Raw genomic sequence first — 25,784 nt, 5'->3', positions numbered from 1 at the left:
TCTTGGCCGCGGGCGGCAGCGCCGTTCGCCGGTGCCGCCCGCCTGTGCCGTATCTAAACCTCAAGGAGTTGTTCTTGGCCTTCCGTACCGCTGTGTTCGCCGCTTTGATGACGTCCGCACCTCTCCACGCCCAGCAGACACCCCCGCTTCCGCCGGAGCTGCCCTGGTCCGGCGCCAGCGAGAAACTGATCGCGCCCATCGACGATCGCTGGATTACCCCGGCGGAACAGGCGCGGTTTGCATCCTCGCCCAGCTATGCCGAGACGCGCGCCTGGCTTGAGCGGCTCGATGCCGCCTCGCCGCTGATCGAGGTGAAGACCTTCGGCCGCACGGGCGAAGGCCGTGATCTGATCTACGTCCGTGCTAGCAAGAGCGGCGCCAGCAAGCCAGTGGTGCTGATTCAGGCCGGAATCCATGCCGGCGAGATTGACGGCAAAGATGCCGGGCTGATGCTGCTGCGCGATATCGCGCTGCGCGGTAAGGACCCCTTGCTCGACCACGTCGACCTGGTGTTCGTGCCCGTCCTCAACGCGGACGGGCATGAGCGCACGAACCGGCTGTATCGACCGCACGATCGCATTCCCTTCGCCAAGGGTTATCGTGCCAACGCTCGCAATCTCGATCTCAACCGCGACTATGCCAAGCTTGATGCGCCAGAGACGCGCGCGATCGTGGCGCTGCTGCGCAAACTCGATCCGGCGCTCTACATCGACTTTCATGTCAGCGACGGCTTCGACCATCAGTATGACGTAACCTTCACCTACGCCGGCTGGGGCAAATATGCCCGGCACCGCGCCACGGCCGATTGGCTCGAGCAGCGGTTCGGCCCCGCCGCCAGCGAAGACCTGCGTCGCGCCGGCCACGTTCCGGGCGTTTATCCAAGCGCGATTGATGCGCAGGATCCTGCCAGGGGCATCCGCTTCAGCCCCGAAGGGCCGCGCTACTCCACCGGCTATGGCGATTTCATCGGGGTGCCGACGGTGCTGGTCGAGAGCCATCATCTCAAACCCTATCGCCGGCGTGTGCTCGGCAGTTATGTGCTGATGGAGTCAGCGCTACGTTTCACTGGTGTGGAGGGCGCGCGCATCGCAGCGGCAAAGGCCACGGATCGCGCGGCACGTCCGACCATGCTGATGACCCAATGGCAGCCGACGCCGCAGCCGATCGGCTTTATCGACGATTTCAAGGGTGTTGCCTTCGAAACGTATCTCTCGCCCGCGTCCGGGCGTCTCGAACAGCGCTGGCTCGGGCGGCCGATCTCCTATCGGATGCCGATCATCGGGCAGACGTCGATCGAGCAGGTCCACCTGCCCAAGGCATGGTGGGTTCCACCCGGCTACACCGATGTGGTGGAGCGGCTGGCGCTTCACGGCATCCGCCATGATCGGCTGGATACGCCGCGCACGCTCGATCTGGACCATGTGCGCTTCATCGCTCCGACGCTGAAGACGCCCAGCGAAGGCCGCGTGCCAGTTCAGGCGCAGTTCGTTCATGAAAGCCGAAAGGCCGTACTCCCGGCCGGCTCGGTCCGGGTGCCCAGCGACCAGCCGCTCGGGCTGCTGGCCGCCGCGCTGCTGGAGCCGGAAAGCCAGGATTCGTTCCTCGCATGGGGCTTCTTCAACGGAGCGTTGCAGCTCGAGCCCGGTACGGACGACTTCGTGTTGGCCGCGTGGGGGGAACGCGCACTGGCAAACGATCCGGCGCTGAAGGTTGCTTTCGAACGGAAAGTCGCGTCCGATCAGGCGTTCGCCTCTGATCCGGCGGCTCGTCTTGCGTGGTTTCGCGACCGCCTGCTGCCGGCCGATCCTTATGCGCTACGCTATCCGATCCTGCGCGAGCAATAACTTGCGGTCGCCGGCGGCCAGATTTCATGTCCACTCTATATAACGCACATGCCCCTCTTGCCCGTCTGGATGAACTCTGTCGGACAGGAGGCTCCCGCGACGATCCAGTTAGCCATCGCGACGGCGCTGCTTCTGATCGTCATGGTTGTTGGCCGGATTGCACTTCGCGCTTGGGACGAGCCAATCCGCGAAGCTTTGAAAACGCCGGTGGGCGAAACCACGATCAGGACCGCTGCACCGCGGGACGCTCCGCCCGCGGCTAGCACCCGATCGCCCTCATCGCCGGCCCAACCCGCTTCGCACTGCCCTCCTTGCAGTCGAAGCATGGAACTGTCGCCAGCATAGTGGCGCTCCGCTTGCGCACGCCTTTCCCGCGCCTTCCTCAAGCGGCGGCAGCGGCGTCTGCATCGTCATTGGCGCCGGGCTGAGTCAGGCCGCCGTCACGCGCCAGCGCCGCAAACACGCCGCCCAGGGCGATCAGATCATGAAAGCTGCCCTGCTCCACGATCCGGCCGGCGTCGAGAACGATGATCCGGTCGGCGGCACGAACCGTTGAAAGGCGGTGAGCGATGACAAAGGTGGTGCGGCCGGCACGCAGCCGGTCAAGACTTTCCTGCAAGCGCGCCTCCGTAGCGACATCAAGCGCGGACGTTGCCTCGTCGAGCAGCAGGATCGGCGCGTCCTTCAGCAGCGCGCGGGCGATGGCAATACGCTGGCGCTCGCCGCCGGAAAGCCCCTGTCCCCGGTCACCGACCGGCGTTGCAAAACCTTGGGGCTTTCGCATGATGAAGTCATAGGCGCCCGCCACGCGCGCGGCTGCTTCGATCCGCGCCATGGTCGCAGCCGGATTACCCATTGCGATGTTTTCCGCGATAGAGCGATTAAACAGTCCCGCCTCCTGGAAGACGACGCCCGTTGCCGCGCGAAGCGAGGCCAGCGTCACGTTGCGGATATCCTGGCCATCGATCGTGATGCGACCGCGGCCGGGATCATAGGCGCGTTGAAGCAGGCCAAGCGCGGTCGACTTGCCCGATCCGGTCGGCCCGACGATCGCTACCGTCTCGCCGGGATGAACGACGAAGTCGAGACCATCGACCGCGCCCGACCCCGTCGGATAACGGAAGGAGACATCCTCGAAACGGACCTCGCCCGCGGTAACCGCAAGCGGCGCAGCTTGCGGCGCCTCCGCGATATGCGACTCCTCGTCCAGCACGGCGAAGAACTGGGCGAGAGCGGGCGAGCGTTGCGCAACATCGACGATGAAGCTGGTTACCATCTCCAGCCGACCGATCAGCAGCGTGGCAAAGCCAACGAACGAAACCACATCACCGATCGACGCCAGCCCGCGCGCGATCAGTGCGGCGCCGATGCCGAACACGGAGACGATGGCGATCGATGAGGCTCCGCGCGTCAGCACGGCCGAGATCGCCCACCAGTTCAGCACCGGATATTGCGCATGGAGCAGGTCATGCAACGAGGTTTTTACCTGCCGCAGCTCGCCGGGCACGGCGAGAAAGCTCTGGAGCACGGTAACGTTACCGAGCACGTCGCCAAGCCGACCGGAGAGATCGGTGAAGCGAGTCTCCACCCCGGCTTGGCCGGCCGCCGTTCGCCGCATGACGATCAGGTTGACCGAGGTATAGACGATCATCAGCGCGATCAGCACGAGCGCCAGGCGCCAGTTGGTAAGAAGCGCGATCGGAATGATCGTCAGTAGAATGACGACATTGGTGAGTTGGTCACGCAGCAGCGGCAACCAGGTGAAGAACAGGCCGTCGCAGCCTGCCGTCATGATCCGCATCAGGCGGCCTGCGCGCGCCTGATGATGGAAGGACGGCGGAAGGGCGAGCAGGTGCTCCACAAAGGCGGCCATGGCGGCGAGCCGGCGGCGATGCGCCAATCGGTCTGCGCCAAGCGAAATGACGATCGCCGCGAGAAAGCCGACGATGCTGATCGCGCACCAAAGGGCAACATAGGTCATGGATCCGGTGCCGGCGGACAGCGCGTTTATCGCTTTGCCGAACAAAACGGGCTCCAGGACCTGGAGCAGCGCGATCAACCCGCCTGCGCCCAGCAGGGCAGAGGCCGTCCCGCGCTCGGGAAGAAGAAGCGCCAGCGCGCGCATGAAAGGAGACGGGCGTTTCAGCCCGGCCGCATGATGTAACCGCATGTCATCGTCTCTTGGGAGTTGGGCGATCGCGGATCAGCTCCGAGCGAATCGCCAACGACAAGGATAACGTCGCTTCGCGGCAGAATTGTGGACCGAAGGAGGCTTGTGCGCCCTCTTTTTCAAACCGTCCGCCTGCGCGCCGGCAGTTCGGAATAGCTCAATTCGTTAGTCGCGCCGATCGAGAAACGCGCGGACCGCCCCTTCATGATCGCTGTCGGCGATGTTGATCATCGCGTCGGCGGAGCGCGCCTCCGCGGTCAGCAAGGCGACATCGCGCCGCTTGATCTACTTACACCGCCATTCCTTGCAACAACCGCGGCAATGCGCCGCTTTCGCCGCGTGCTTCGGCCATGAAACGGTCCTTGAGCGGCGGCAGGGCGTTTACCGCCGATATGCCGAAGCGCCGCACGGCGCTCGCGGTGCGGCCCGGAATGCCGAACAGCCGCGTCAGCGTATCGGTCGCACCCGCCACCATCAGCGTGTCCAGACTGCGCCAGCGGCGGTAGCGATCCAGCAATTGCGCGTCGCCCGGCTCCAGCCCGAGCCGCCGCCCCTCCACAAGCACCTCCGCCAAGGCGGCGACATCGCGAAAACCGAGGTTGAGGCCCTGCCCCGCGATCGGATGGATGCCATGCGCGGCATCGCCAACCAGCGCCAGCCGCTCCGCCGTGATCTGTGCGGCATGGTGAAAGCCGAGCGGGTAGCTTGCGCGCGGGCTGGCCTTCGACAAACGACCGAGAAAGCCGCCCATGCGCTTCTCCGCCTCGGCCAGAAACGCGCGGTCGCTCAGCTTCAGCATCGCGGGGCCCTGCGCCTGTTTCACCGACCAGACGATCGCGCAGCGATGCCCGTCCTCGTCATCGACCAGCGGTAACAGTGCGAACGGCCCGGACGGATAGAAGATCTCGAACGCGATATTCTCGTGCGAGCGTTCGTGATGAAAGGCGCCGATGATGGCGGCATGGTCGTAGCGCCAATGCGCCGTCGCGATCCCCGCCGCCGTGCGGGTCGGTGAGTTGCGCCCTTCGGCGGCGACCAGCAGCGACGCGGAAACCTCGCTGCCATCACTCAAGGTCGCGCGCACGCCGCTCGCCGAACGTTCAACCGTGATTGTCCGGGTCAGCGGGCGAAAGTCCACGGTGCTCGCGGCAAGGCTGTCCGCCAGGGCACGTCGCAGCGCGCGATTTTCGTACATCGTGCCCAGCGCGCTATCACCCGCGTCGGGGATGAAGTCGAGCGCCCCCGGCTCCAGGCCATCGCTGACACGGATCTGGCGGATGGCGCAGCCTTGCCCCGCCAGCCGTTCGGCCACGCCAATCACCTCCAGCATGCGGTGGCTGGCGCTCGCAATCGCGGAGGCGCGACCATCGAAGCCGGCGGCCAGCGTCACGGCCGGATCGGCGGGATCGACGACGATCGCCGACAGGCCGTGGCGATCGAGCGCGAGCGCCAGCGTCGCCCCGACCAGACCGCCGCCAAGGATGAGAACGTCTGCGTGGTGCATGCCGGTTGCCTTATCGCTCGATCTTTCGACGCGCGCTTGTTCCCCGGCGCAGGCCGCGGGTTCAGCATCGTGCCGGTCCAACTGCACCCCGTCTTTTCACGGAGAACAGGTCGATAAATGGCTCTAGCGCTTGCGCGCGGTTCGCGAAAGCACGGGCTCAGCGCAGGGCGATGATCGCAATCTGCCGGCCGTAATCCGGCTCGCCGCGATGGGTCGCCCGGCGATAGCTGAAGAAGCGCGTCTCGTCGGCATAGGTATCCAGCCCCAGCGCCTCGATCCGCCGTACGCCGCCAAGTGCCAGTCGATGTGCGACATAGGCTTCCAGATCGAACTGCGCATGGCCGGCGCGGGCATCGGCGAAGAAGCGTTCGTTGACCGGATCGTCTTCCTCGAAGCGTGCGCGGAAACCGTCGTCCACCTCATAGCTGGCGCGCGCGATACAGGGTCCGATCGCCGCCGCGATGCGCTCGCGCCGCGCACCAAGTGCTTCCATTGCCGCGATCGTCGCGTCGGTTACGCCGCCGATCGCCCCCTTCCACCCGGCGTGCGCAGCGCCGATCACACCCGCCTCCGCGTCCGCCAGCAGCACCGGCGCACAATCCGCGGTGAGGATGCCCAGCGCCAGCCCGGGCCGGTCGCAGACCAACGCATCTGCCCGGGGTCGTTCGGCCGGCACGCCGGCCACCGTTGCGCATTCGGCGGAATGGATCTGGAAGCACGTGACGAGCGGCGCTCCCGGCAGCACCGCTTCGGCGGCCCGCCGGCGGTTCTCCTCAACCGCGTCCCGGTCGTCATCCGAGCCGAGCCCGACGTTCAATCCGTCATGCAAGCCTTGCGAAACGCCGCCACGCCGGCCGAGAAAGCCGTGCGCAACGCCGGTCAGCGTCCGCGCCTGAATGACATCGATGCCGCTCACAGTTCGCGCCTCATGATGAGGTCGCGATCGATCTGCTCGCCAGTCTTGAAGGCATAGTCGCCGACATGGGTGAAGCCATGCTTCGCGTAGAAGGCGCGGGCGCGGTGATTCTCCTCCCATACGGTAAGCAGGATAGCCTCGTTTCCGCGCCGCTGCGCCATGTCATAGGTCCATTCGAGCAGATGCGCCGCCACGCCGCTGCCATGCGCGGCGGGATCGACATATAATTGGTGCAGGTGGAGCGTGCCGGCGGTCGGCACTTCACCATCGAAAAAGGTCGGGCCGACCTTGCAATAGCCGATCACCTCGCCTGCCCGCAGTGCGAGCTGAAACTCATAAGCCGGATCGGCGAGGTGCCGCCGCAAGGTACCGTCCGGGCCGTAAGCCTGCGCGACATAGGCCTCGATGTCGCTTGCGGGCGCCGAATGGGCGAAGGTGGCAAGCCACACCCGGCGCGCCATCGCGTCCAGCGCGACGCCATCGGTGCTCACCGCGTTTCGATAATCGATCATGCGAACCCTGCCGGCTGCGGCCAGTCGGGATGCCGCATGGCCAGCACCTTGAACAGCGTCCCCATATCGTTGACCAATCGCGCGCGATCGGGCGCGACCCGCGGCCCGAGCGCCGCCGCACGCGCATCGATACCGAGGCGGACAAGGAAGTCGCCTTGCCCCATCGGGCCGGACACCAGCGCCCCGCTGGCCGTGCCGACCGCGCTCAGGGTAGCGAAATCGACATGGGCGGTGAGGTCGCGGTCGCCCGGATCTTCGAACGGATTGGCAAAGGCATGGCCGCGCACCGCCTGCAACGTCTCGCCAACGGCTGGCCCTTCATAGCCATAGTCGATTGCGAGCAGCGCGCCGCCCTGCGCCATGATCCGGGCGGCGAGGACGCGCATGATGCCGACGCTCGTTGGCGATGTTTCGATGATCGATCCGGGAGCAGCGTCGCGCAGATGTTCGGGGATGATAACGTCCGGCACCGAAGCGCCAGCGATCGGCAGGAACAACGTATCCTGGCAAGCGACAATTCGCTCGTGCCAGCCGGCCCGCCCGCGCACCAGTTGCCGGATCGGCAGCGCATCGAAGAATTCGTTGGCGATCACGATCAGCGGGCGATCGGTCGGCAGATCCTCGACATCGTCATGCCAATGTGCGTCGGCCACGCGCTCCGCCTGCCGCGCACGCAGCGTCGGGCTGGTCTCGACGAAATGCACCGGCGGCGTGAAGCCGGCCTTGCTCGCGGCGCGGCGCGCATCCGCGGTCAACGTTCCTCGCCCGGGGCCAAGCTCCACCCAATCAACATCGGGTCGTCCGGCGCGATTCCAGAGGTCGGCCGCCCACAAGCCGATCAGCTCGCCGAACATCTGGCTGATCTCGGGCGCGGTGGTGAAATCGCCATCGGCACCCAGCGGATCGCGCGTGGCATAATAATGTGCGTTGGCCGCGGCCATGAACTGGCTCACCGGAATGGGCCCGCCAAGCGTGATCGCCCGCGCGAGCCGTTCGGGAAGCGCTTCGTCCCTTTCGCTTGTGGGAGGGGTCGGCAGAGGGCTTGTCTCACTCATCGGCGCAACCGCCATGCCTGGCGCCCGCGCTCCCCGCAAGCGACAGCCCTACCCTCCCCGGTACGGGAGGGAGACCAGCCGCAGGCTGGTGGATGGGCGTCGCCACAGAAGGTGCGCTGCGTGGAAATGCTCCTCCGTCACCCCCTTCAGCGCCGCCTCCACTGGAGAAGAGTGTCACGCCCCCAGTCGCTCGATCAACGCCATCGCCCCATGCGGCGCCCGTTCCTTGAACCCGTTGATGAAGAATACGAACGTCTCTCGCGGCAGCATCGTCGCCGCCTCGCTCGCGAGACAGGGCAGCCCGTCCGGCTGCCCGCCCGCCGCCCAGGTCCGCGCCTCCTCGGCCCAGCGATCGAGCGCCGCCGGCGCATAGCCGGCCGGCTCATCCTCCCTCGCATCCTCCAGACGGGCATAGACGAAGTCGCCCGTGACGTCGGCAATCGCCGGATAGTCGCGCGAGTCGGCATAGACGATCGCCACGCCAGCCTTGCGGCACATTGCCACGAACTCGGGCGCCGCGAAGCTCTCGTGCCGCACCTGTACGGCGTGGCGAAGCGCTATTCCGTCCTGCTCAGGCGGCAGCAGCGCGAGGAACGCCGCAAAATCCTCCGCCTCGAACTTCTTGGTGGCCATGAACTGCCACAGGATCGGCCCCAATTTGTCGCCAAGCTCCACGATGCCCTGGCCCACGAACTTGGCGACCGATTCGCCCGCATCGGCCAGCACCTTGCGGTTGGTGCAGAAACGCGATGCTTTCAGCGCGAAGACGAAGCCGTCGGGCGCTGTCTTCGCCCAGCCGGCAAAGGTCGCCGGCTTGAACCCGCTGTAAAAGGTGCCGTTGACCTCGATCGCGGTCACATGGCGGCTGGCATATTCCAGCTCGCGCTTGATCGGCCATTTACCGGGATAGAAGCTGCCGCGCCAAGGCTCATAGGTCCAGCCGCCAATGCCGACGCGAATCGGTGCATGTGTCATGCGCGCAGGTGTAGCAGCGCGGGTGCGTCGCCGCGAAGCCGCATGGTCCGCCGTCGCATCCTACGCCGCCGGCTGTAGCCATTGCTTGTGTCGTGGATCAGCGCCGCTAACCCGCGGCAGCAACCGGAGCGGGCACGGGGGGTTAGAGCAGACTTGTTCGCCTCGCCTCCTGCTTTACGCCGCGGGACCAGCCTGCGACGGGCCGATCGACACGCCCCGACGTTCAGATGCCCTGCCGCCCGCTCGTTTCAGCTGCTTGTTCGCCGGTGGTGCTACGGATCGTCTCCTCCACTAAGAGGAACGTACATCGCGCAGCGACCGGATCGCGGTAGACCGGCACACCCTGAAAGCATCGGACTAGGGCGACGAGCGCGGCGTCCCCTCCGTGACCGACGTCAGTATCTCGGCAAGCGTAGCTGCGTCAGCCGACAGTTCCTGCGGCGTTGGTTCAGCAATGGGTTCACTACGGCGGAGATAGATTGCTGCAACCTCCTGATTGCTGCCGAGATCGGCGTCCGGTTCTGGCACAGAGGCAAGGCGCAGCCGCGTCTCGGGCGATGGCGCCGCCCTGCGATCTACCTCGCTTCGTTGGGCGGCGAGCAGTGACTCTTCGGCGCTTAGCCGCGGCGGCGCGGGCGCGTTGAACTCCTGGGCGCGCAGCTCAAGTATGCGCAAGCATTGCGCCCGCTCCTGCGCAGCCAATTGTGGGTCGCAGCGATCAGAACCGGCGATGCGGACCACCCCGCGTGGCCGGCTGTCCGCCGCAGTCGAGCCGGCGCCGGGGATCGCCGCCGTTGAGTCTGCGTCGGCACTCAATTGCGCAGGCGCACCGCTTGCGCCGGTGCTCGATAGCTGCTCGGCGCGCACTCCTCGCTGATCTGCGCGCTGTTGAGTGCTCACCATCCGGTCCGGCGCTTGCTGCGGCGTGTCGAGGCTGGTGCTGCGCGCGGCAACCTGCTCCACCGGCAGCGCGGCGTCAGCGGGCGCCGGTACCGCGAAGTCATCGATACGGGTGCGGCTGTCGCTCACCTGCGCGGCGGCCGGCGTGGCGAGCAGCGCCAGACCCAGCAGGGGCGCGCCGTACCGCATCAGCGGGTCTGCGTAACCAGGAGCGCCTGACCGGCGGGCTGAGTGATCTGAAGATCGGACAAGCCCACCCCGGTCTGCGTCCATGTGAGCTGATTGTTGCCGTTCTGCACCGCGGTCATCGCGCTGTCTGAACCGTTCTGCGTGAGCCGGGCCATGTTGTTCTCGCCATTCTGCGTCAGCGACATGGTGTTACGATCGCCTATCTGCAACGCCTCGACCCCCGAGATGAGCCCGCCGCCATTTTGCGTGACGTTCATCACGTTGCTCGCGCCGTTCTGGGTCAGGTAAGCAACTTGTGCTCCTTCGGCCGACTGAACGAGTGTTGCAAGGTTATCGGGCCCCTCCTGAGTGACGCGGGCGTAGTGCGCGCCGAGGCCGCTCTGCGTCGCGCTTGCCGTGTTGCGCTGCCCGTTCTGGTCGATTCGGGCGTATTGCGCGTTGTGCGACTGGATGATGGCCGCGCGGTTGCCCTCACCAATTTGGTGAATGAAGGCGCCGCCGCCCCCACCACGAATAACTGCGAACCGATCCGGTCTCTTGTCGTAGCGGACTTTCTCGCCCGCGTTGCCTTCCGGGCTCGGATTGCCGTTGTTGCCGTTGCACGGGTTGCCGACGGCAGCACCGCCGCCGGGCGTGCACGGCGTGCCCGGCGTTTCCTTGTCTGTTGCGGCAAGCGCGGCCGTGGGCACGACCGCGAGGCTGGTGCCGGCGAGGCACGCGGCGAGAAGCAACCGACGCATCAATTGTCTCGCCCGGAGGTGTTCTGGGCCGGCCCTTGGCGGATTACCACCCGGTTGCCGCCGCCGTTCTGCGTAACGGTGGCGCGATTGCCGGCACCCGACTGGGTAAGCTGGGTGGCGTTGCACGCGCCGTCCTGCGTCACGCTCGCTTCGGCGGACGATCCCGACTGGCTGATCGCCAGCGAACCGCCGCTGCCCGACTGAACCGCCATGGCGGCATGATCCTTTCCGTGCTGGTCGAGCCGGATCGTGCCATCGGGATCGTGCTGGACGATCACCCGGCTATGCCCGGTGCCGCTGGTGACGACGGTAGCCCCAGGCGTGTCGCTGCGCATTTCATGGTCTCCCGAACAGGAAGGGGACGCACCCGCTGCGGCACCGGGGAGCGCAAGGCTGACTGCCAGAAGCACCGAGTACCACGAGAAAAGCCTGTGCGTCATCGTTCGTGTCCTACATCAATTCACCACAGAAGGCCGAAGTCCGGCCCACCCACAGGTGGGCCGGGCAAGGGGTGCGGCGGATCATTTGCATGACCCGCCGCGCTATCTTACTTCTGCGTCACGGTCGCAGTGTTGCTGCTGCCGGCCTGGCTCACGCTGGACCAGTCGCTCGCGCCCTGCGTGACGGTGGCAACGTTGTTGTGGCCAAGCGTCTGCGACACCAGCGAGTACGAGTTCGCGTTCTGCGTGACGTCAGCCTGATTGCTATTGCCCGACTGGGTAATGCTCGAGCTGGCCCACGAAGCCTGGGTAACCTCTGCGCGGTTCGAATTGCCGGTCTGGCTGATCGTCGAGCTGGCGTCGGACGAGTCTGCCTGCGTGGTGCGCGCGAAGTTGCTGTTGCCAATCTGGTCCACATCGATGAACGCGCGGTCGCCGATCTGGTTGAGCTCAGCCTGGTTGAGATTACCGGTCTGGTCGGCGCGGATGATCGTGTCGTCGCCGTCCTGGGACAGACTGACGTTCGAACCCTTGGTCTTGGTCACGCGGTTGTCGTTGCCGGTCTGGTTGATGTCCAGCAGCGCGCGAACGCCGTCCTGCTCCACGCCGGCGAAGTTGCGGTTACCGATCTGGTCGATGTTCGCCGCACCGCGGCCAGTCTGCGAGATGTAGGCTAGGTTATCGACGCCGTCCTGCTTCAGGCCGATTGAAGCCGGGCTGTACGAGGATCCGCTGTACGACGGATTGACGTTGTACGCACCCGGCGTGCTGTTCGGGCTGGCATCGCCAACGTCATTGAGGTTGCCGGTCTGCAGCACGGTTGCGTTGTTCCCGCTACCCTTCTGCTCGATCGCGGCTTCGTTCGAGTTACCCGTCTGCGTCACCGAAGCGACGTTCGAGGTACCCGACTGGAAGCTGTTGGTGACGTTGTCGTCACCGGTTTGGGTCGCATTGAAGATGTTGCCGACGCCGGTCTGGTTGGCGTCGAGGACGTTGTCCTGTCCTTCCTGGTCGATCTTCGCGTAGTTGTCAGTGTTCGGCGCGACCGAGCCAACGGCAGCCTGCTGGTTGAGCAGAGCGACGTTCGCATCGCCCTTCTGCGTGATGATGCCCGTGTTGGTCGAGCCGTCCTGCGTGATTCCAGCCACGTTGCGGATCGTGTTCGAGCTAGGGCTGGCGCTGGTGGTATTGAGGTCGGTCTGCGTGATGGTCGCCTTGTTGCCACCGCCGTTGCGGAAGTTGTTGTTGACGCCCTGGCTGATGTCTGCGCGGCCATCGCCGGTCTGGTCGACGGTCGCCGCGTTGTTGTTCGACTCCTGCGTGACGTTGGATTCGCCCTTGCCGTTCCCGTCAGCACGAGCCTTCTGCGTGATGGTCGCTTCGTTGTTGATCGTGGCGCCACCGCCGCCTTCACCTTGAAGGACAGAGGCGCTGTGGCCGTTTCCGGTCTGCTCGATCGAAGCGGTCTGCTCGGTCTGGTTCTGCGTGACGGTCGCCTTGTTGCCGTTTCCGGTCTGCAGGATAGTGGACTCGTTCTCAGCGGTATCTTCGTTCACAGTCTGCGCCATGGCCGGCGCGGTGATCGCGAGGGCAGCGGCCGATACGGTCGCGAAAAGCATATTCTTCATTTTGTTAATCTCCGAAAGGTGGAACTTCGCTGATCTGCAGCGAGCCAGAAAGGAGGAGGCGGCAATCCCGGACCGGGTCGCCGCCTCCAATCGATCAGTTTTGAGTGACGCTGGCGGTGTTGCCGTTGCCGAGCTGGGTCACGCTCGACCAGTTGTTGGCGGCCTGAGACACGGTCGCAGCATTGCTGTTCCCAGTCTGCGACACCAGCGAGTACGAATTGGCGCCCTGCGACACTTCGGCCGTGTTGTTGTCGCCCGACTGGAAGATGGTCGATTCAGCGTGGTCAGCATCCGGGGCCTGCGTCGTGCGGGCGAAGTTGCTGAAGCCGATCTGGTCGATGTCGACTAGTGCGTTGTCGCCGATCTGAGCAAGAACGGCTTCGTTTTCGCTTCCGCTCTGTACCACTTCAACGACAGCCGAGGCACCCTGCTGGATCACGTTGTCCTTCAAACCGGCGGTCTTGCTCACCGAGTTCAGATTGCCGGTCTGGTCGACGTTGAACGAAGCGCCAACCCCGTCCTGCGCCACACCGGCCCAGTTGCCGTTGCCGATCTGATCGATCGTAGCGCTGCCGTTGCCGGTCTGCGACACGAAGGCGCCGTTGCTGTTACCCTTCTGGTTGATGCCGACAGCCTTCGCTGTGTAGGTCGTCACACGCGGGTTGGGGAAGTTGCCGGAGCGATCCGCAGCGTCGCCCACCGAGTTGTAGTCGGAATTTTGGATGACGGTAGCGCCGTTGAGGTTACCCTCCTGCTTAACCGTGGCTTCGTTGAAGCCGCCGGTCTGCGTCACGCCGGCAGTGTTAGTGTCGCCCGTCTGAAGAACGTCAGCGAGATTGTCATCCCCGATCTGGCCAGCGGTTAGAATGTTGCCGTTGCCGGCCTGACCCAGGTCGAACACGTTGCGTAGGCCGGTCTGAGTGAGGGTCGACGAGTTTCCGGCGCCGCCAACGGCGTTGGTCTGCTTTACGAGTGCGATGTTGCCGTCACCAGTCTGGTTCGTGGTGCCGACGTTGTTCGAGCCGTCCTGCTTGATCCCGCCGACGTTGATGTTGACGCCGGCAGCCACCAGGTTGGTGTCCGACTGCCTGATGGTGGCAGTGTTGTTGCCGCCCTTCAGGTTGTCGTTAGTTCCCTGAGCGATATCGGCCTGGTTACGGCCCTTCTGCTCGATCGTGCCGGTGTTGTTGGCGGTGAGCTGATACACTTCAGCCTGCGAACCAGTCGGTGCGGTCGTGCCATCAGCCCGCTTGCCCTGCGTGATCGTGGCGGTGTTGTTGTTGCTCGTGCTGCCGAAATTGTGACCTTGGGTCACGGTCGCGGTGTGCTTGTTGCCGGTCTGCTCGATGGTCGAGGTCTGGTTCGCCATGCGCTGCGTGACAGTGGCCTTGTTGTCATCACCGGTCTGGGTAACGGCGGACTGCTGGTCATTTGACTCCAGGCTGGCGGTCTGCGCCACGGCGGGAGCGCCAAACGCGAGGGCAGCGGCCGAAACGGTCGCGAAAAGCATATTCTTCATTTCAAAAGCTCCTGAAGCGGTTTGCTGGTCCGAAGGTGCGGCCCGGCGCTCCGCGAGTGGCCTCGCTGAACGCTGAAGCGTGGGCCCTTTGGCGGGCCTCGTTCTTGTTGATCGGCTTGCGGAAGGCGCACTGGCCCTCCGTTCCCCGCGGTCCGGACAGGAGCTTGGTTTCAGGACTTCTTAACCTGCAGCGTGCAGGAACCCGGTGCATAACGGGTCGTTCTTCCCGGAACATGGTTGTCAAACTCCTACCGGAGATTCATAGCCATGCCTGTCACGTGCACATGCACGGGGCAGACGTGGTTGTCTCACACGCAACTTTGTCTCTTGGGGCGCGTCGGAGCTGCAACTCCGGCGCGCCTTTGCCTTCAACGGCCTGGCGGAGCGGCTGCAACCACCCTGCAAGACCACCGGAACCTTGGCGTTTCCGAACAGGTCCGGCCCCTGCCCGCGCCATCGATCACCGCCGGGTGGCGGCGATCAATTGCTTGCGCGCTCCCTTCCGCGCCGGCCGAGCGGCAATTCGTCGCCTTCGTCCTTCGCGGCAGTGCGCTTGATCCGTTCGGGCGCCATCGGCGGCGCATTGCGCAGCGCCTGGGCCATCTTGGCCGCGTCAACCCGGCCTTCCCGTTCGATACGATATTCGCTCAACAGCTGCGCTCCGGCTGCTGGATCGGCGAAGCTCCACAGGTTGAGTTCCACCCCTTCCAGAACCATGCCATAGACTGCCTTCTCGATCGCCTGTTGCAGCGCGAGTTGGTCCGGTTCGTTCGTCGTATAGCCGGCTTCCGCCTGGAGCAGCTCCTTGAACGCGACGTACCGGAATGCGCTGGCACCAAGCGATTGGCTGGCGATCGTCTTGGATGCGGTCACCGTGGTCAGCACCTCACCGGTACGAACCGAAACCGCGCGCAGATACACAGTGACGGTATCCTGCCGATATTCAGTGCGCCCGCCGATCCCGAGGAACGCAGCGCCCGCCCCGCCGGTAACTGTATTGGTGTCGTAGCCGACGATCCCGCCTTCGAGCAGCACGCCGGCGAACAGCAGCGCGGGCAGCGCCTGCGGATTGATCCCCTGTTCGCCGAGATAGCGTTCGCGCATCTCTCGGATGATCTGCCGCTCGTTGAGCAAGTTCTTGAGCGATTCCCGCTCCACGATGGTGAACCACCGGCGCCGGCCAGCATCTTGGAGCGCCTTGACCAAAATCGAGGAGCTACCTTGGCTAACCGCGCGTGACAGCGTTTGCCCGGCCTCCATCGGCTTGAACTGGCCGGTCTGGTCGGAAAACCCGTACACTGCGACGGCCACTGGCCGATCCGGCGCGGGCAGCGCTTCCAGCAAGGTCTGGGTCTGCGTCTTGTCTGGAATGAACGCCTTGGATCGGGTTTCCGGAAAATTGGTGCGTCCGTGGTCGGTCAACGTGCCACACGCGGAAAGGGCAAGAGCCGTGAGGCTGACGGAGATGGATCTGGCAAGCATCTGCTGCGGCCCACCCTTACGGAGTCACGTCGATAAAGGTCGGAACGACGATCTTCGTCACCTCGCCTGTATCGTCATCGGTGATGGTCAGGGTGACGTCGGTCAGACTGCGCACGAAGTTGATCGTTTGTCCGCCGAAGCTGACGGTGCCGCTTTCCTGCGGGTTCTCGCCGAAAACGGCATCAACGATCTGGGACGACAGAGCTGACAGTAGCCGCGACTGTAGCTGGCGGGCGAAGATATCCGCTTGAGAGTTGCTCGTCGCCGCTGCTGCCGGGTCCTTGTAGTCGTTCTGCCCGTTGGCTATGCCCAGCAGATGGGCCGAATTAAACGGGTTTCCGCCAAAGCTGGGATCGATCGGCTGGTATGTGATATCCTGCGCCGAGGCCGGCAACACAAAGAAGAACGCAGCGCTCACATTCAACACAGACGCAAGAGCAAAGCACTTCATCAAAACCCCCCGCACGAATTCTTCGACGACTCGTGTTCGTTAACAAACTATGAACGCATTCCGGGGGCTTGACCATACCCCGGCCGGGTCATCCAACGAATTTATCTGCACATTTCTCAACCTGTCCTCGATTGACACAAGTATAGGCGAGGCAGTGTTAGGACGCGTCCAGCACCTAGGCGGCCGTTGAACGCCTATGGAAATGCATTGCCAGTTGGTTTGCCGGACCCCCTAAAATCAAGCGCCACGCCGTACTGACATAGCCACAGGTCCAGGTCCTTCGATATGAACTTCGCGCCATTGTCCGGACGAATGCGCTAAGGCCGGCCATGTACCGCGGCGATGCGCTGGAGCGCCTTAACCATGTCGGCACCGCAATAGTTTGCCGCGCGTCAAGCGCCGGCGAGACCCGTTTGCAGTTGTCGACGATCGACAACGCGCGGATCTTGCACTCAGCAGGCATCTGGTCTGACAAGAAATCCGTTGACCAGCACTCATTGGCGCAGTTGCCGGTGTTCGGTCACCGCGCGGCTTTGCCTTGACCTTGCGCCCGGGTGTTTTGTCGCGCAGCTGAAGCGCCACTTCGCTATGCAGGCGATGGATGCGCTTGTGGTTTATCCCTCAGGCTTCACGCCGCAGTAGTCCGTGAGGCGTCGATACTTGTAGCGAACACGGTCGTCGCCGCCTCCTTGATCCAAATCTTGAGGGCGACCTGATTAGGCCGGCAGAACTGATGGCGCTGGGTCGATCGATCGATCGATCAATCGATCGGAAACTCACTGCAAGCTCGCCGTCCGTTGAACCTGGTAACTCGCCTGCAAATAACCGACGATCTCAGGGCTCGAGCAAGCCCTACATTTGTCGGCGGATGACGTCTTGCAGCATCCCCTTGCCCGAACAGAAATCGGCCACCAGCCGCTTCAGGCGGACGTTTTGCTCCTCAAGCACTTCGGTAGGTTCATCTCTGACGGGATCAGGCGGCAGGTATCTGCTGCGTCGTCGGCAATGGGCCCGGATCGGGATGCCAGGCTTCCGGCAGACCTGCTTGACGGTTGCTCCATCCTCCGCCTGCTTAAGGGTGAATTGGGGCGAGCGCGTTCGTGGAGGATCGAAGGTCGAGTGGCATCGCGGTAAAGACTGTAATCACCGCGACCTACTCGAGCGTTGCTCGAGAAGACGTGCTCGTACCGATCCGCCCGGGCGGTCAGTTTCTATGTCGCTGCTGTTGCTGAAGAAACTGGAGCGGGCGAAGGGATTCGAACCCTCGACCCCAACCTTGGCAAGGTTGTGCTCTACCCCTGAGCTACGCCCGCTCTGGCGTCAGTCCCGGAAGGTTCCGGGCTGGGTGAGGCGCGGCCACTAGCAGTGGCTTTCCAACCCGGCAACCCCCCTTTCGCAACATTTTGTGCGAAACGTTGACCGGGGCGCCTGTTCGCCTTTACCGCAGCGGCCGCATGACCGCCCCCACCATATTGCTCGTCGAGGACGATCCCGCGCTGCGCATGCTCACAGCACGCGCGCTTCAGGAAAACGGCTTCAACGTCCGCCCCGCCTCTGCCGCGCCCGAAATGTGGCTCGCGCTCGATTCGGGGCCGGTCGATCTCGTTCTGCTCGACATCATGTTGCCCGGCACCAGCGGCATCGATCTCTGCCGCTCGCTGCGGCAGAAGAGCGACGTGCCGATCATCTTCATCTCTGCGCGCTCCAGCGAGACCGATCGGGTGGTCGGGCTGGAGCTTGGCGCGGATGATTACATCGCCAAGCCGTTCGGCGTGCGCGAGCTCGTCGCCCGTGTTCGCGCGGTGCTGCGCCGCCCCGCGCTCGATCGCCGCTCTGGCGAGGGTGACCATGGCATGCTCAAGTTTGAAGGCTGGACAGTTAACCTGCCGCGTCGCGAGCTGACCTCGCCCACCGGAGCCTCGGTCGATCTGACGGGAGCGGAATTCGATCTGCTTGTCGCGCTCGCGGACCATGCTCAACGCGTGATCGCGCGCGAGCGGCTGATCGAATTGTCGCGCACCCGGCTCGGGGACAGTTCGGATCGTTCGATCGACGTGCTGGTCAGCCGACTGCGACGCAAGCTCTCCAGCGCCGGCGAACAGGCGCCGATCGTGACGGTGCGCGGTGTCGGCTATATGCTCAACGTGCCGGTGGAGCGCAGTTGAGGCGGTGGCTGCCCTCGGTCGGCTTGCTCGGGCAGGTCGTCGCGATCCTGCTGCTCACCATGGTTATCGAGTTTGGCGTCTCGACCCTGCTTTACGAGCGGGCAAGCGAGTTCTCGGTGCGCGACGACGAGGCTCGACGTCTGGCCGAGCATCTCGTCATCAGCCGACGCCTGCTTGACGATCGCGCACCGGCGCAGCGCCCTGCGCTTGCCAACGAACTCACCACCGACCGCTACGAGGTGCATTGGGACGGCGAGATCGGCGTCCCGCCGCGGGTCGAGCCTGCGCTCGATCCGATGCGGCGGCAGATCGTGGAATGGGAACCGACGCTGCGCACCGGCGATCTCAGGCTGGTGCTGATCTCGCCCGGGCGGCATTCCAAGGTGAAGGGCGCGCTGCGGCTGCGCGATGGCAGCTGGCTGCACTTCCGCACGCTTTCCGCCGTTGCCAAGCTCGATTTCGCGTTCGAGCGCATCCTGCTCGGCCTCGTGCCGGCGATCGCATTGATGATTCTCGGTGGTCTGATGCTCCGGCGGGCGCTTCATCCACTGCGTCGCCTTGCCGAGGCGGCCGATCGGGTCGGCTATGACGAGGTCGGCACCGTGACCGAGGACGGCCCGCGCGAAGTGCGCCGGCTCGTCGCCGCGTTCAACCGGATGCAGGCGCGCATCGCCGCCCTGATCGACGCTCGCACCCAGTCGCTGGCTGCGGTTGGCCACGATCTGCGGACGCCGCTTGCCCGCCTGCGCCTGCGCACCGAGGCGATTGCCCCCGGCGAAACGCACGACGCGATCGTGCACGACGTGGCCGAGATGGAGGCAATGATCGCGTCGCTGCTCGCATTTCTCGGCGGGGACAGCGACCCCGAAAAGCCCAGCTCGCTTGATCTCGCGGTGCTTTGCGCAACCTTGATCGACGATGCGAGCGATCGCGGCTTCGAAGCGACCTATGTCGGCCCGGATCACTTCGAGCTTCGCCTTCGCCGGCTGGCGATCAAGCGCGCGCTCACCAACCTGGTCGAGAATGCGCTTCACTACGGCGAGCGGGTGACGGTGGAGCTGGAACCCGGCGACGGCGTGGTCACCGTTCGCGTGCTCGATAATGGTCCCGGCATTCCCGAAGAGGAGATGGCGCACGTGCTTGAGCCGTTCGTGCGTCTCGATCCGGCGCGCGGGCGCGACACGATCGGCTTTGGGCTCGGCCTGCCGATCGTTGTGCAGGTGATCAAAGCCGAGGGCGGCACGCTTTCGCTGGCCAATCGTCCGGGGGGCGGATTGGCGGCGACTGTCACCCTGCCGATCACCCGACTCGCCCTATCCGGACATAAAACGTAACGCTGCCGCTGCGCGCCGGAAAGGCCCAGCAACTAAATAGGCTGTTCCAGTTTTTTAGGAGCAGCCCCCGTGAACGAACTGATCGGTCGCGTCTTCAACTTCGAAAAGAAGGTCTATGAAGACAGCCGCGCGCTCTACTCGAAGCTCGCGAACCATGGCCAGGAACCAAAGGCCCTCATCATCAGCTGCGCTGATTCCCGCGTTGTGCCTGAGCAGATCATGCAGGCGCAGCCTGGCGACCTGTTTGTCTGCCGCAACGCGGGCAACATCGTGCCGCCCTATGCCACCCAGAACGGCGGCGTCACCTCGACGGTCGAATATGCCATCATGGTCCTTGGCATTCGCGACCTCATCGTGTGCGGCCACTCCGATTGCGGCGCCATGAAGGGTCTGGCGGGCGACCCCGCGAAGCTTGAACCGATGCCGAACGTCGCCGCCTGGCTGCGGCACGGCAGCGCCGCACGGCAGGTCGTTGATTCGAGCTATGCGGATCTGAGCGATGACGATCGCGTCCGTGCCGTGAGCCTCGAGAACGTCGTCACGCAGCTTGCCCACCTGCGCACCCACCCGTCGGTTGCCGCCGGTATCGCGCGGGGCGAGATCGCGCTCCACGGCTGGTTTGTCGACATCCACAACGGCCAGATGCTGGCGCTGAACGGCAACACCAATCGCTTTGAGGCCGTTCGCGCCGATCAGCCGCTCCCTGTCGCCCTGCCGGCCGCCAAGCGCCTCGCGGCCGACTTCATTCAAGAGGCAGCCGAGTAATGACATCCGAAGCGATCGAGCGCCCAGGCGTCTCCGTACCCTCGATTAAATTCCTCGGGCGGGATCTCACCGCCTCGATCGTTGTGTTTCTGGTCGCGATGCCCCTGTGTATGGGCATCGCGGTCGCCTCCGGCGTCCCGCCCGAGAAGGGGCTGATCACCGGTATCATCGGCGGCCTCATCGTCGGCGCATTTGCCGGCTCGCCGCTTCAGGTGTCGGGTCCCGCCGCCGGTCTGGCGGTCATCGTCTTCGAACTGGTGCGTGACCAGGGCTTGTCGGCACTTGGGCCGATCCTGATCCTGGCCGGCGCGATCCAGGTGGTCGCCGGCATCTTCAAGCTCGGCGGCTGGTTCCGCGCGATCAGCCCGGCGGTGGTGCACGGCATGCTTGCCGGCATTGGCGTGCTGATCGTGGTGGGCCAGTTCCATGTGCTGTTCGACGCCAAGCCGCTCTCGTCCGGTCTCGACAATCTGGCGGCGATGCCGGGTCGCCTGCTCGGCCTGTCGACCGACATCCGCGCGACCGAGCTCGCTTTCTTCCTGGCGCTGGTCACCATCGGCAGCATGCTGGGCTGGGAGAAGTTTCGCCCGCAATCGATGCGGCTGCTGCCCGGAGCGCTCGTCGGCGTGGTCGTGGCGACGCTGCTGACGGTGGCGCTCGGGCTTGATGTCGCCAAGGTTGCGGTGCCGGAATCGATCTTCGCTGCGATCACCCCGCCGGAGGATGGCTGGCTTGCACGGTTCGCGAACCCGTCGGTGCTCACCGCCGCGCTCGCCATCGCCTTTATCGCGTCCGCCGAAACGTTGCTGTCCGCTGCCGCGGTGGACAAGATGCACGATGGCGTGCGCACCGATTACAACAAGGAACTTCGCGCGCAGGGCATCGGCAACCTGCTGTGCGGCTTCGCGGGTTCGCTGCCGATGACGGGCGTGATCGTGCGCAGTTCGGCCAACGTGCAGGCTGGTGCTGTCACTCGTCTGTCGACGGTTCTGCACGGCGCCTGGATTCTGGGCTTCGTCGCGCTACTGCCATGGCTGCTGCGCACCATTCCAATGGCCGCGCTCGGTGCGGTGCTGGTCATCACCGGATGGCGCCTCGTCAGCCTCAAGCATGCGCGTCACCTGTTCAAGGATTACGGCGTGCTGCCGGTAGCGATCTGGGCGATCACGCTGATCATGGTCGTCGCGACGGACCTGCTGACGGGCGTGCTGGTCGGCATCGGCCTGACGGTGCTGGAACTGATCCCGAACCTGCGGCGCCTGCGTCTCAAGGTGTTCGAGCAGCGCGACGGCGAAGCGCATGCCATCTCGCTCGATGGTGCGGCAACCTTCGTGACCTTGCCGAAGCTGTCCGCCACGCTGGATCGCGTGCCGTCAAACGCACCCGTCCGGCTCGACGTCTCCAAGCTCGACTCGGTCGATCACACCACAGCCGAAATGTTGCGGGACTGGTTCCAGCGCCGCAAGGCTGCGGGCAACCCCGTCGAGCTGCGCGGCCAGCGAGATCAGATCGCCGCGCTGGCTGCCTGAAAGTTAAGCACAGAAACACTTTGACGCTATCCAGCAACACTTTGTTCGAGTTGCTGCGATAGCGTCAGCTTTCCGGCTAGCTTGCGACCGCTCCCCAGGGAGGAGGAGCGCGGGCGGACCGGAAGCAGGAGGAGCCTCTGCCAACAGGAGGTTCCATGACGTTTCTGAAGTATGTGCCTGCCGCCATCATGGCGTTCCTCGCGGTTCCGGCCGCCGCGCAGGATGAAGAGCCGCCCAAACCGGTCACGGTCAGCGGCAGTGTCGGCCTCGTCTCCGATTATCGGTTCCGCGGCGTTTCCCAGTCGGACGAGCAGCTCGCCGTCCAGGGCGGCCTCACCATCGCACACGAAAGCGGTGTCTATATCGGCACCTGGGGCTCCAACCTGTCGGGCTGGGGCACGTTCGGCGGCGCGAACATGGAGCTGGATCTGATCGCCGGCTACAAGACGACCTTCGACGACGTGACGGTCGATGTCGGTGCCACCTGGTATATGTATCCCGGCGGTTTCGACAACACCGACTTCATCGAACCCTATGTGAAGGTATCGGGCACGATGGGGCCGGCCGCGCTTACCGTCGGCGCCGCTTATGCCCCCAAGCAGGAGGCACTGGGCGCCTGGTATTTCAACGGCACCTCGGCCGCCACCGGCTTCTATGACGATCCCGGCGCGAAGGGCGACAATCTCTACGTCTGGGTCGATGGCGCGGCTGGCATCCCGAATACGCCGGTTACGCTGAAGGGCCATGCCGGCTTCTCCAACGGCAACGCGGGGCTCGGGCCGTTCGCGACCAGCGTCGCGCCGACCGGCGAGTATATCGACTGGCTGCTCGGCGCCGATCTCGTCATCCCCGGCACGCCGCTGACGCTCGGCGTGGCCTATGTCGACACCAACATCGACGCCGCCGAGGCCGCCTATCTCCAGCCCAGCTTCAGCCGGGGGCAAGACGGCACCGGCTCGATCGCCGGAAGCAAGGTGGTCTTCTCGCTCACCGCGGCCTTTTGACGTATCGATCCTCCCCATGCACGGCATGGGAAGGGGACCGCCGGCGCAGGCGGTGGTGGAGGGGACTGTCACGAACGCGATGCTTGCGGCGTACCCCTCCACCAGCCGTCGGCTGGTCCCCCTCCCCATGCCGTGCATGGGGAGGATGGCTAGAGAGCGGGTCATCCAGCATTCCAGGGGTTTGCTTCCCCTGGCCCATCCCCACATAAGGGCGCGAACGACGAAACGGGAGCAGCCCTTGGCTACGCTGGGAATGAGTGCCGCGGAAAAGGAAGCCGTTCAGGCGTTCCGCACGGATGTGGTCGAGCCGTCGATGACGAAGCTCGTTATTATCGATTTCTGGGCCGAATGGTGCGGCCCCTGCAAGGCGCTGGCGCCGGTGCTGGAAAAGGTCGCCGCCGCTTATGCCGACAAGGGCGTCGTGCTGGCCAAGGTCGATACCGACAAGAACCAGTTCATCGCCTCGCAATTCCAGATCCGCTCGATTCCCACCGTTTATGCGATGTTCCAGGGTCAGCTTGTTGCGGATCTCACCAATGCGCGCACCGAATCGCAACTGCGCACCACCATTGATCAATTGCTCCGCCAGTTGCCGATCCAGGGCGAGGCACAATCGCAGGAGGCTGAGCTCGAGCCGCTGATCGCGATGGGCGAGGAAGTGCTGGCCGAAGGCGATGTCGAACGCGCGCTGTCGATCTTCGATCAGCTCTTCGAAATGGCGCCCGAGCACCCTGCCGTCCTCTCCGGCCGCATCCGTGCGCTGGTCGCGGCGGGCGCGCATGACGAGGCTGAAGCCGCACTCGCGACGCTGCCAGAGGAGGCTGCCAAGCGTCCCGACATCGAACGCGCACGATCCGCGCTCGCGCTCGCCCGCTCGGCTCCTCAGGTCGATGATCTCGCCCCGCTGGAAGCGGCCGTTGCAGCGAACCCCGACGATCTCCAGGCCCGCTTCGACCTTGCCAATGCGCAGATGGCGGCAGGCAACCGCGATGCCGCCGCCGATGGCTTCCTTGCGATCACCGCGGCCGAGCGCGATTGGAACGAAGGCGCCGCGCGCCAGCAGCTATTGAAGCTGTTCGAGGTAGTGGGGCTCGAAGATCCATGGGTCTCCGCGCAGCGCCGCCGCCTCTCCGCCATTCTGTTCGGATGACGCGGCTTTCCGTCTTTCCCTTGCCCGGCGCGCTGCTGTTCCCAGGCATGCACCTGCCGCTGCACATCTTCGAGCCGCGCTATCGCGCCATGGTGTCGGACGCCATGGCGCGTGACCGGCGGATCGGCATGATTCAGCCGCGCGCGATGGAAGCAGGCGCTGGCGACAAACCCGCGCTCTACGACATCGGCTGCGTCGGCCGCATCGCCGAGATCGAGATGCTCGATGATGGCCGATCGAACCTGGTGCTGGAGGGCGTATCGCTGTTCCGCCTCGTCCACGAACTCGACGTGACGACGTTGTTCCGGCAGGTCGAAGCGGAGCTGATCGCCAACGGCGAGGCCGACACTTTGTCGCTCGGCGGCCGCGCTTCGCTGGAAATGGAAGCACGCCGCTTTGCCGAGCGCCAGGGCTATGCGGTGGATTGGGAAGCGGTCTCCCGTCTGGACGACCAGAGCCTCGTCAACGGCATCGCCCAAATCGCGCCGTTCGACGTCGCGGCCAAGCAGGCGCTTCTTGAAGCGCCCGACATCGTCACCCGCGCCGACCTGATCGTTCAGCTGATGCAATTCTTCGGTCGCCACGATGGCGACGATCGCGTAACGCTGCAATGATGATCGATCCCTGGCTGCTCGAGCGCCTGGTCTGTCCGCTCACCCGCACACCGCTGGTTCTGGATGAGGCGGCGGGCGAATTGGTGTCCGCGGCGGCGGGTCTCGCCTATCCGATCCGCGACGGCGTTCCCGTGCTGTTGGTGGAGGAAGCGCGCCCTCTTTCGGGCGACACCGGCGCCTGAGCATCCATCAAGCGGCCCGCGCCCGGCCTATCGGCACGGCCTGGCCTGTCGGCCCACCGTGCCCCTTTATCTCTAATCGTAGCCCGACGCGAAAGATCAGAACGGCAATCACGGAACGCACCGGATCGCTCGTGAAAGAAAAACGCGGCCTCTGCCGGGTGGCTCTGGTGAACCACCACGGCAGAGGCCAGGAATCTCAGTTCAGCACCACCGTCACGGCACGGCGGTTCTGCGCCCAGCTCTCTTCATCCGATCCCAATGCGAGCGGCCGTTCCTTGCCGTAGCTGATCGTCGTCACCCGGCTTGGCGAAATGCCGCGAGCGACGAGATAGTTCTTGGCAGCATTCGCGCGCCGATCACCCAGCGCCAGGTTATACTCACGCGTGCCGCGCTCGTCGGCATGGCCTTCCAGCGTCACCCGCACGTTCGGGTAGCGCTGCAGCCACACGACCTGACTGTCGAGGATGCCGCGCGCGGTGGCGTCGATGTCGTACATGTCGAGCCCGAAGTTCACCGTGTCGCTGGTGACCGAACGCTTGAAATCCTCCGACGAACCCGGCGTCACTGCGCCGCTGCCGGCCCCACCGGAACCATCGATCGGCCCCTGCGGCGCTTCGCCCGGCGCCGGCGGCAGCACTTCGGGCCGCTTCTTGGAACAGGCCGCAGTGGTTACCAGTGCCGTTGCGAGCAGGATGGTGGTGGTCAGTTTCGCCATT

24 protein-coding genes and 1 tRNA gene are annotated in these 25,784 nt (G+C 64.8%); 10 read left to right on the top strand and 15 right to left on the bottom strand.

Annotated features, from left to right (window positions below; genetic code table 11):
* Positions 1–107 precede the first annotated feature (107 nt).
* Positions 108–1,844 (top strand): M14 family metallopeptidase, encoded by a 1,737-nt coding sequence (locus tag SPHI_RS10720; RefSeq protein ID WP_096348757.1) that lies wholly within the window; start codon positions 108–110, stop codon positions 1,842–1,844.
* A gap of 382 nt (positions 1,845–2,226) precedes the next feature.
* Here SPHI_RS10720 and SPHI_RS10715 read toward each other — a convergent pair whose 3' ends face one another.
* The 13 genes from SPHI_RS10715 to SPHI_RS10655 all read right to left on the bottom strand — a co-directional run bounded on the left by SPHI_RS10715 (position 2,227) and on the right by SPHI_RS10655 (position 16,325).
* The gene (locus SPHI_RS10715) at positions 2,227–4,014 is read right to left on the bottom strand and encodes an ATP-binding cassette domain-containing protein (protein WP_076744938.1); all 1,788 of its coding nucleotides are present in this window, start codon (positions 4,012–4,014) and stop codon (positions 2,227–2,229) included.
* 289 nt (positions 4,015–4,303) lie between these two features.
* The gene (locus SPHI_RS10710) at positions 4,304–5,518 is read right to left on the bottom strand and encodes a UbiH/UbiF/VisC/COQ6 family ubiquinone biosynthesis hydroxylase (protein WP_076744961.1); all 1,215 of its coding nucleotides are present in this window, start codon (positions 5,516–5,518) and stop codon (positions 4,304–4,306) included.
* A 157-nt stretch (positions 5,519–5,675) separates the two neighbouring features.
* Positions 5,676–6,434, bottom strand: a complete 759-nt coding sequence (gene pgeF, locus SPHI_RS10705) for a peptidoglycan editing factor PgeF (RefSeq protein WP_076744937.1) — start codon at positions 6,432–6,434, stop codon at positions 5,676–5,678.
* Positions 6,431–6,946 (bottom strand): GNAT family N-acetyltransferase, encoded by a 516-nt coding sequence (locus tag SPHI_RS15330; protein ID WP_076744935.1) that lies wholly within the window; start codon positions 6,944–6,946, stop codon positions 6,431–6,433. The genes pgeF and SPHI_RS15330 overlap by 4 nt, the downstream gene beginning before the upstream one ends.
* A complete protein-coding gene (locus SPHI_RS10695; protein ID WP_076744960.1) occupies positions 6,943–8,001 on the bottom strand; it encodes a class I SAM-dependent methyltransferase in 1,059 nt (352 codons plus the stop codon). The genes SPHI_RS15330 and SPHI_RS10695 overlap by 4 nt, the downstream gene beginning before the upstream one ends.
* Positions 8,002–8,175: 174 nt before the next feature.
* On the bottom strand, positions 8,176–8,976 hold the full coding sequence (locus SPHI_RS10690; RefSeq protein ID WP_076744934.1) for a DUF72 domain-containing protein: 801 nt from the start codon (positions 8,974–8,976) through the stop codon (positions 8,176–8,178).
* A gap of 357 nt (positions 8,977–9,333) precedes the next feature.
* Positions 9,334–10,065 (bottom strand): hypothetical protein, encoded by a 732-nt coding sequence (locus SPHI_RS10685; protein WP_076744933.1) that lies wholly within the window; start codon positions 10,063–10,065, stop codon positions 9,334–9,336.
* Entirely contained in the window at positions 10,065–10,805 is a 741-nt protein-coding gene (locus SPHI_RS10680; protein ID WP_076744931.1) for a hypothetical protein, read from the bottom strand. The genes SPHI_RS10685 and SPHI_RS10680 overlap by 1 nt, the downstream gene beginning before the upstream one ends.
* Positions 10,805–11,140 (bottom strand): hypothetical protein, encoded by a 336-nt coding sequence (locus SPHI_RS10675; RefSeq protein ID WP_076744930.1) that lies wholly within the window; start codon positions 11,138–11,140, stop codon positions 10,805–10,807. The genes SPHI_RS10680 and SPHI_RS10675 overlap by 1 nt, the downstream gene beginning before the upstream one ends.
* Before the next feature lie 212 nt (positions 11,141–11,352).
* Positions 11,353–12,963, bottom strand: coding sequence for a hypothetical protein (locus SPHI_RS10670; RefSeq protein WP_144036188.1), 1,611 nt, complete (start codon positions 12,961–12,963; stop codon positions 11,353–11,355).
* A 4-nt stretch (positions 12,964–12,967) separates the two neighbouring features.
* Positions 12,968–14,392 (bottom strand): hypothetical protein, encoded by a 1,425-nt coding sequence (locus SPHI_RS10665; RefSeq protein ID WP_076744927.1) that lies wholly within the window; start codon positions 14,390–14,392, stop codon positions 12,968–12,970.
* Between the two features lie 480 nt (positions 14,393–14,872).
* A complete protein-coding gene (locus tag SPHI_RS10660; RefSeq protein WP_233130875.1) occupies positions 14,873–15,814 on the bottom strand; it encodes a CsgG/HfaB family protein in 942 nt (313 codons plus the stop codon).
* Between the two features lie 76 nt (positions 15,815–15,890).
* Positions 15,891–16,325 (bottom strand): curli assembly protein CsgF, encoded by a 435-nt coding sequence (locus SPHI_RS10655; protein WP_083719936.1) that lies wholly within the window; start codon positions 16,323–16,325, stop codon positions 15,891–15,893.
* 329 nt (positions 16,326–16,654) lie between these two features.
* Here SPHI_RS10655 and SPHI_RS10650 point away from each other — a divergent pair, with 329 nt between their 5' ends.
* Positions 16,655–16,867, top strand: a complete 213-nt coding sequence (locus SPHI_RS10650; protein WP_076744924.1) for a hypothetical protein — start codon at positions 16,655–16,657, stop codon at positions 16,865–16,867.
* A 696-nt stretch (positions 16,868–17,563) separates the two neighbouring features.
* On the opposite strand, the gene SPHI_RS10640 is transcribed toward SPHI_RS10650, so the two are convergent.
* A tRNA-Gly gene (locus SPHI_RS10640) sits at positions 17,564–17,638 on the bottom strand.
* 141 nt (positions 17,639–17,779) lie between these two features.
* On the opposite strand from SPHI_RS10640, the gene SPHI_RS10635 reads away from it, so the two are divergent.
* The 8 genes from SPHI_RS10635 to SPHI_RS10600 all read left to right on the top strand — a co-directional run bounded on the left by SPHI_RS10635 (position 17,780) and on the right by SPHI_RS10600 (position 25,068).
* Complete coding sequence (locus SPHI_RS10635) at positions 17,780–18,490, top strand: response regulator transcription factor (protein WP_076744923.1); 711 nt, start codon at positions 17,780–17,782, stop codon at positions 18,488–18,490.
* Positions 18,487–19,824, top strand: a complete 1,338-nt coding sequence (locus SPHI_RS10630) for an ATP-binding protein (protein WP_076744922.1) — start codon at positions 18,487–18,489, stop codon at positions 19,822–19,824. Before SPHI_RS10635 ends, SPHI_RS10630 begins: the two co-directional genes overlap by 4 nt.
* 69 nt (positions 19,825–19,893) lie before the next feature.
* Positions 19,894–20,589 (top strand): carbonic anhydrase, encoded by a 696-nt coding sequence (locus SPHI_RS10625; protein WP_076744921.1) that lies wholly within the window; start codon positions 19,894–19,896, stop codon positions 20,587–20,589.
* Positions 20,589–22,118, top strand: coding sequence for a SulP family inorganic anion transporter (locus tag SPHI_RS10620; protein WP_076744920.1), 1,530 nt, complete (start codon positions 20,589–20,591; stop codon positions 22,116–22,118). The genes SPHI_RS10625 and SPHI_RS10620 overlap by 1 nt, the downstream gene beginning before the upstream one ends.
* A gap of 155 nt (positions 22,119–22,273) precedes the next feature.
* Positions 22,274–23,122, top strand: a complete 849-nt coding sequence (locus SPHI_RS10615) for a TorF family putative porin (RefSeq protein WP_076744919.1) — start codon at positions 22,274–22,276, stop codon at positions 23,120–23,122.
* 253 nt (positions 23,123–23,375) lie between these two features.
* Positions 23,376–24,272 (top strand): tetratricopeptide repeat protein, encoded by an 897-nt coding sequence (locus SPHI_RS10610; protein ID WP_076744918.1) that lies wholly within the window; start codon positions 23,376–23,378, stop codon positions 24,270–24,272.
* Positions 24,269–24,886, top strand: coding sequence for an LON peptidase substrate-binding domain-containing protein (locus SPHI_RS10605; protein ID WP_083719935.1), 618 nt, complete (start codon positions 24,269–24,271; stop codon positions 24,884–24,886). The genes SPHI_RS10610 and SPHI_RS10605 overlap by 4 nt, the downstream gene beginning before the upstream one ends.
* Positions 24,883–25,068, top strand: a complete 186-nt coding sequence (locus SPHI_RS10600; RefSeq protein WP_076744915.1) for a Trm112 family protein — start codon at positions 24,883–24,885, stop codon at positions 25,066–25,068. Before SPHI_RS10605 ends, SPHI_RS10600 begins: the two co-directional genes overlap by 4 nt.
* A 196-nt stretch (positions 25,069–25,264) precedes the next feature.
* Here SPHI_RS10600 and pal read toward each other — a convergent pair whose 3' ends face one another.
* Positions 25,265–25,783, bottom strand: a complete 519-nt coding sequence (gene pal, locus SPHI_RS10595) for a peptidoglycan-associated lipoprotein Pal (RefSeq protein WP_076744913.1) — start codon at positions 25,781–25,783, stop codon at positions 25,265–25,267.
* Position 25,784: the final 1 nt, after the last annotated feature.

Origin of the sequence: Sphingomonas jeddahensis (genome assembly GCF_001981525.1) — a bacterium.
GTDB lineage: Bacteria > Pseudomonadota > Alphaproteobacteria > Sphingomonadales > Sphingomonadaceae > Sphingomonas > Sphingomonas jeddahensis.
This window is presented reverse-complemented; position numbering and strand designations above follow the sequence as displayed.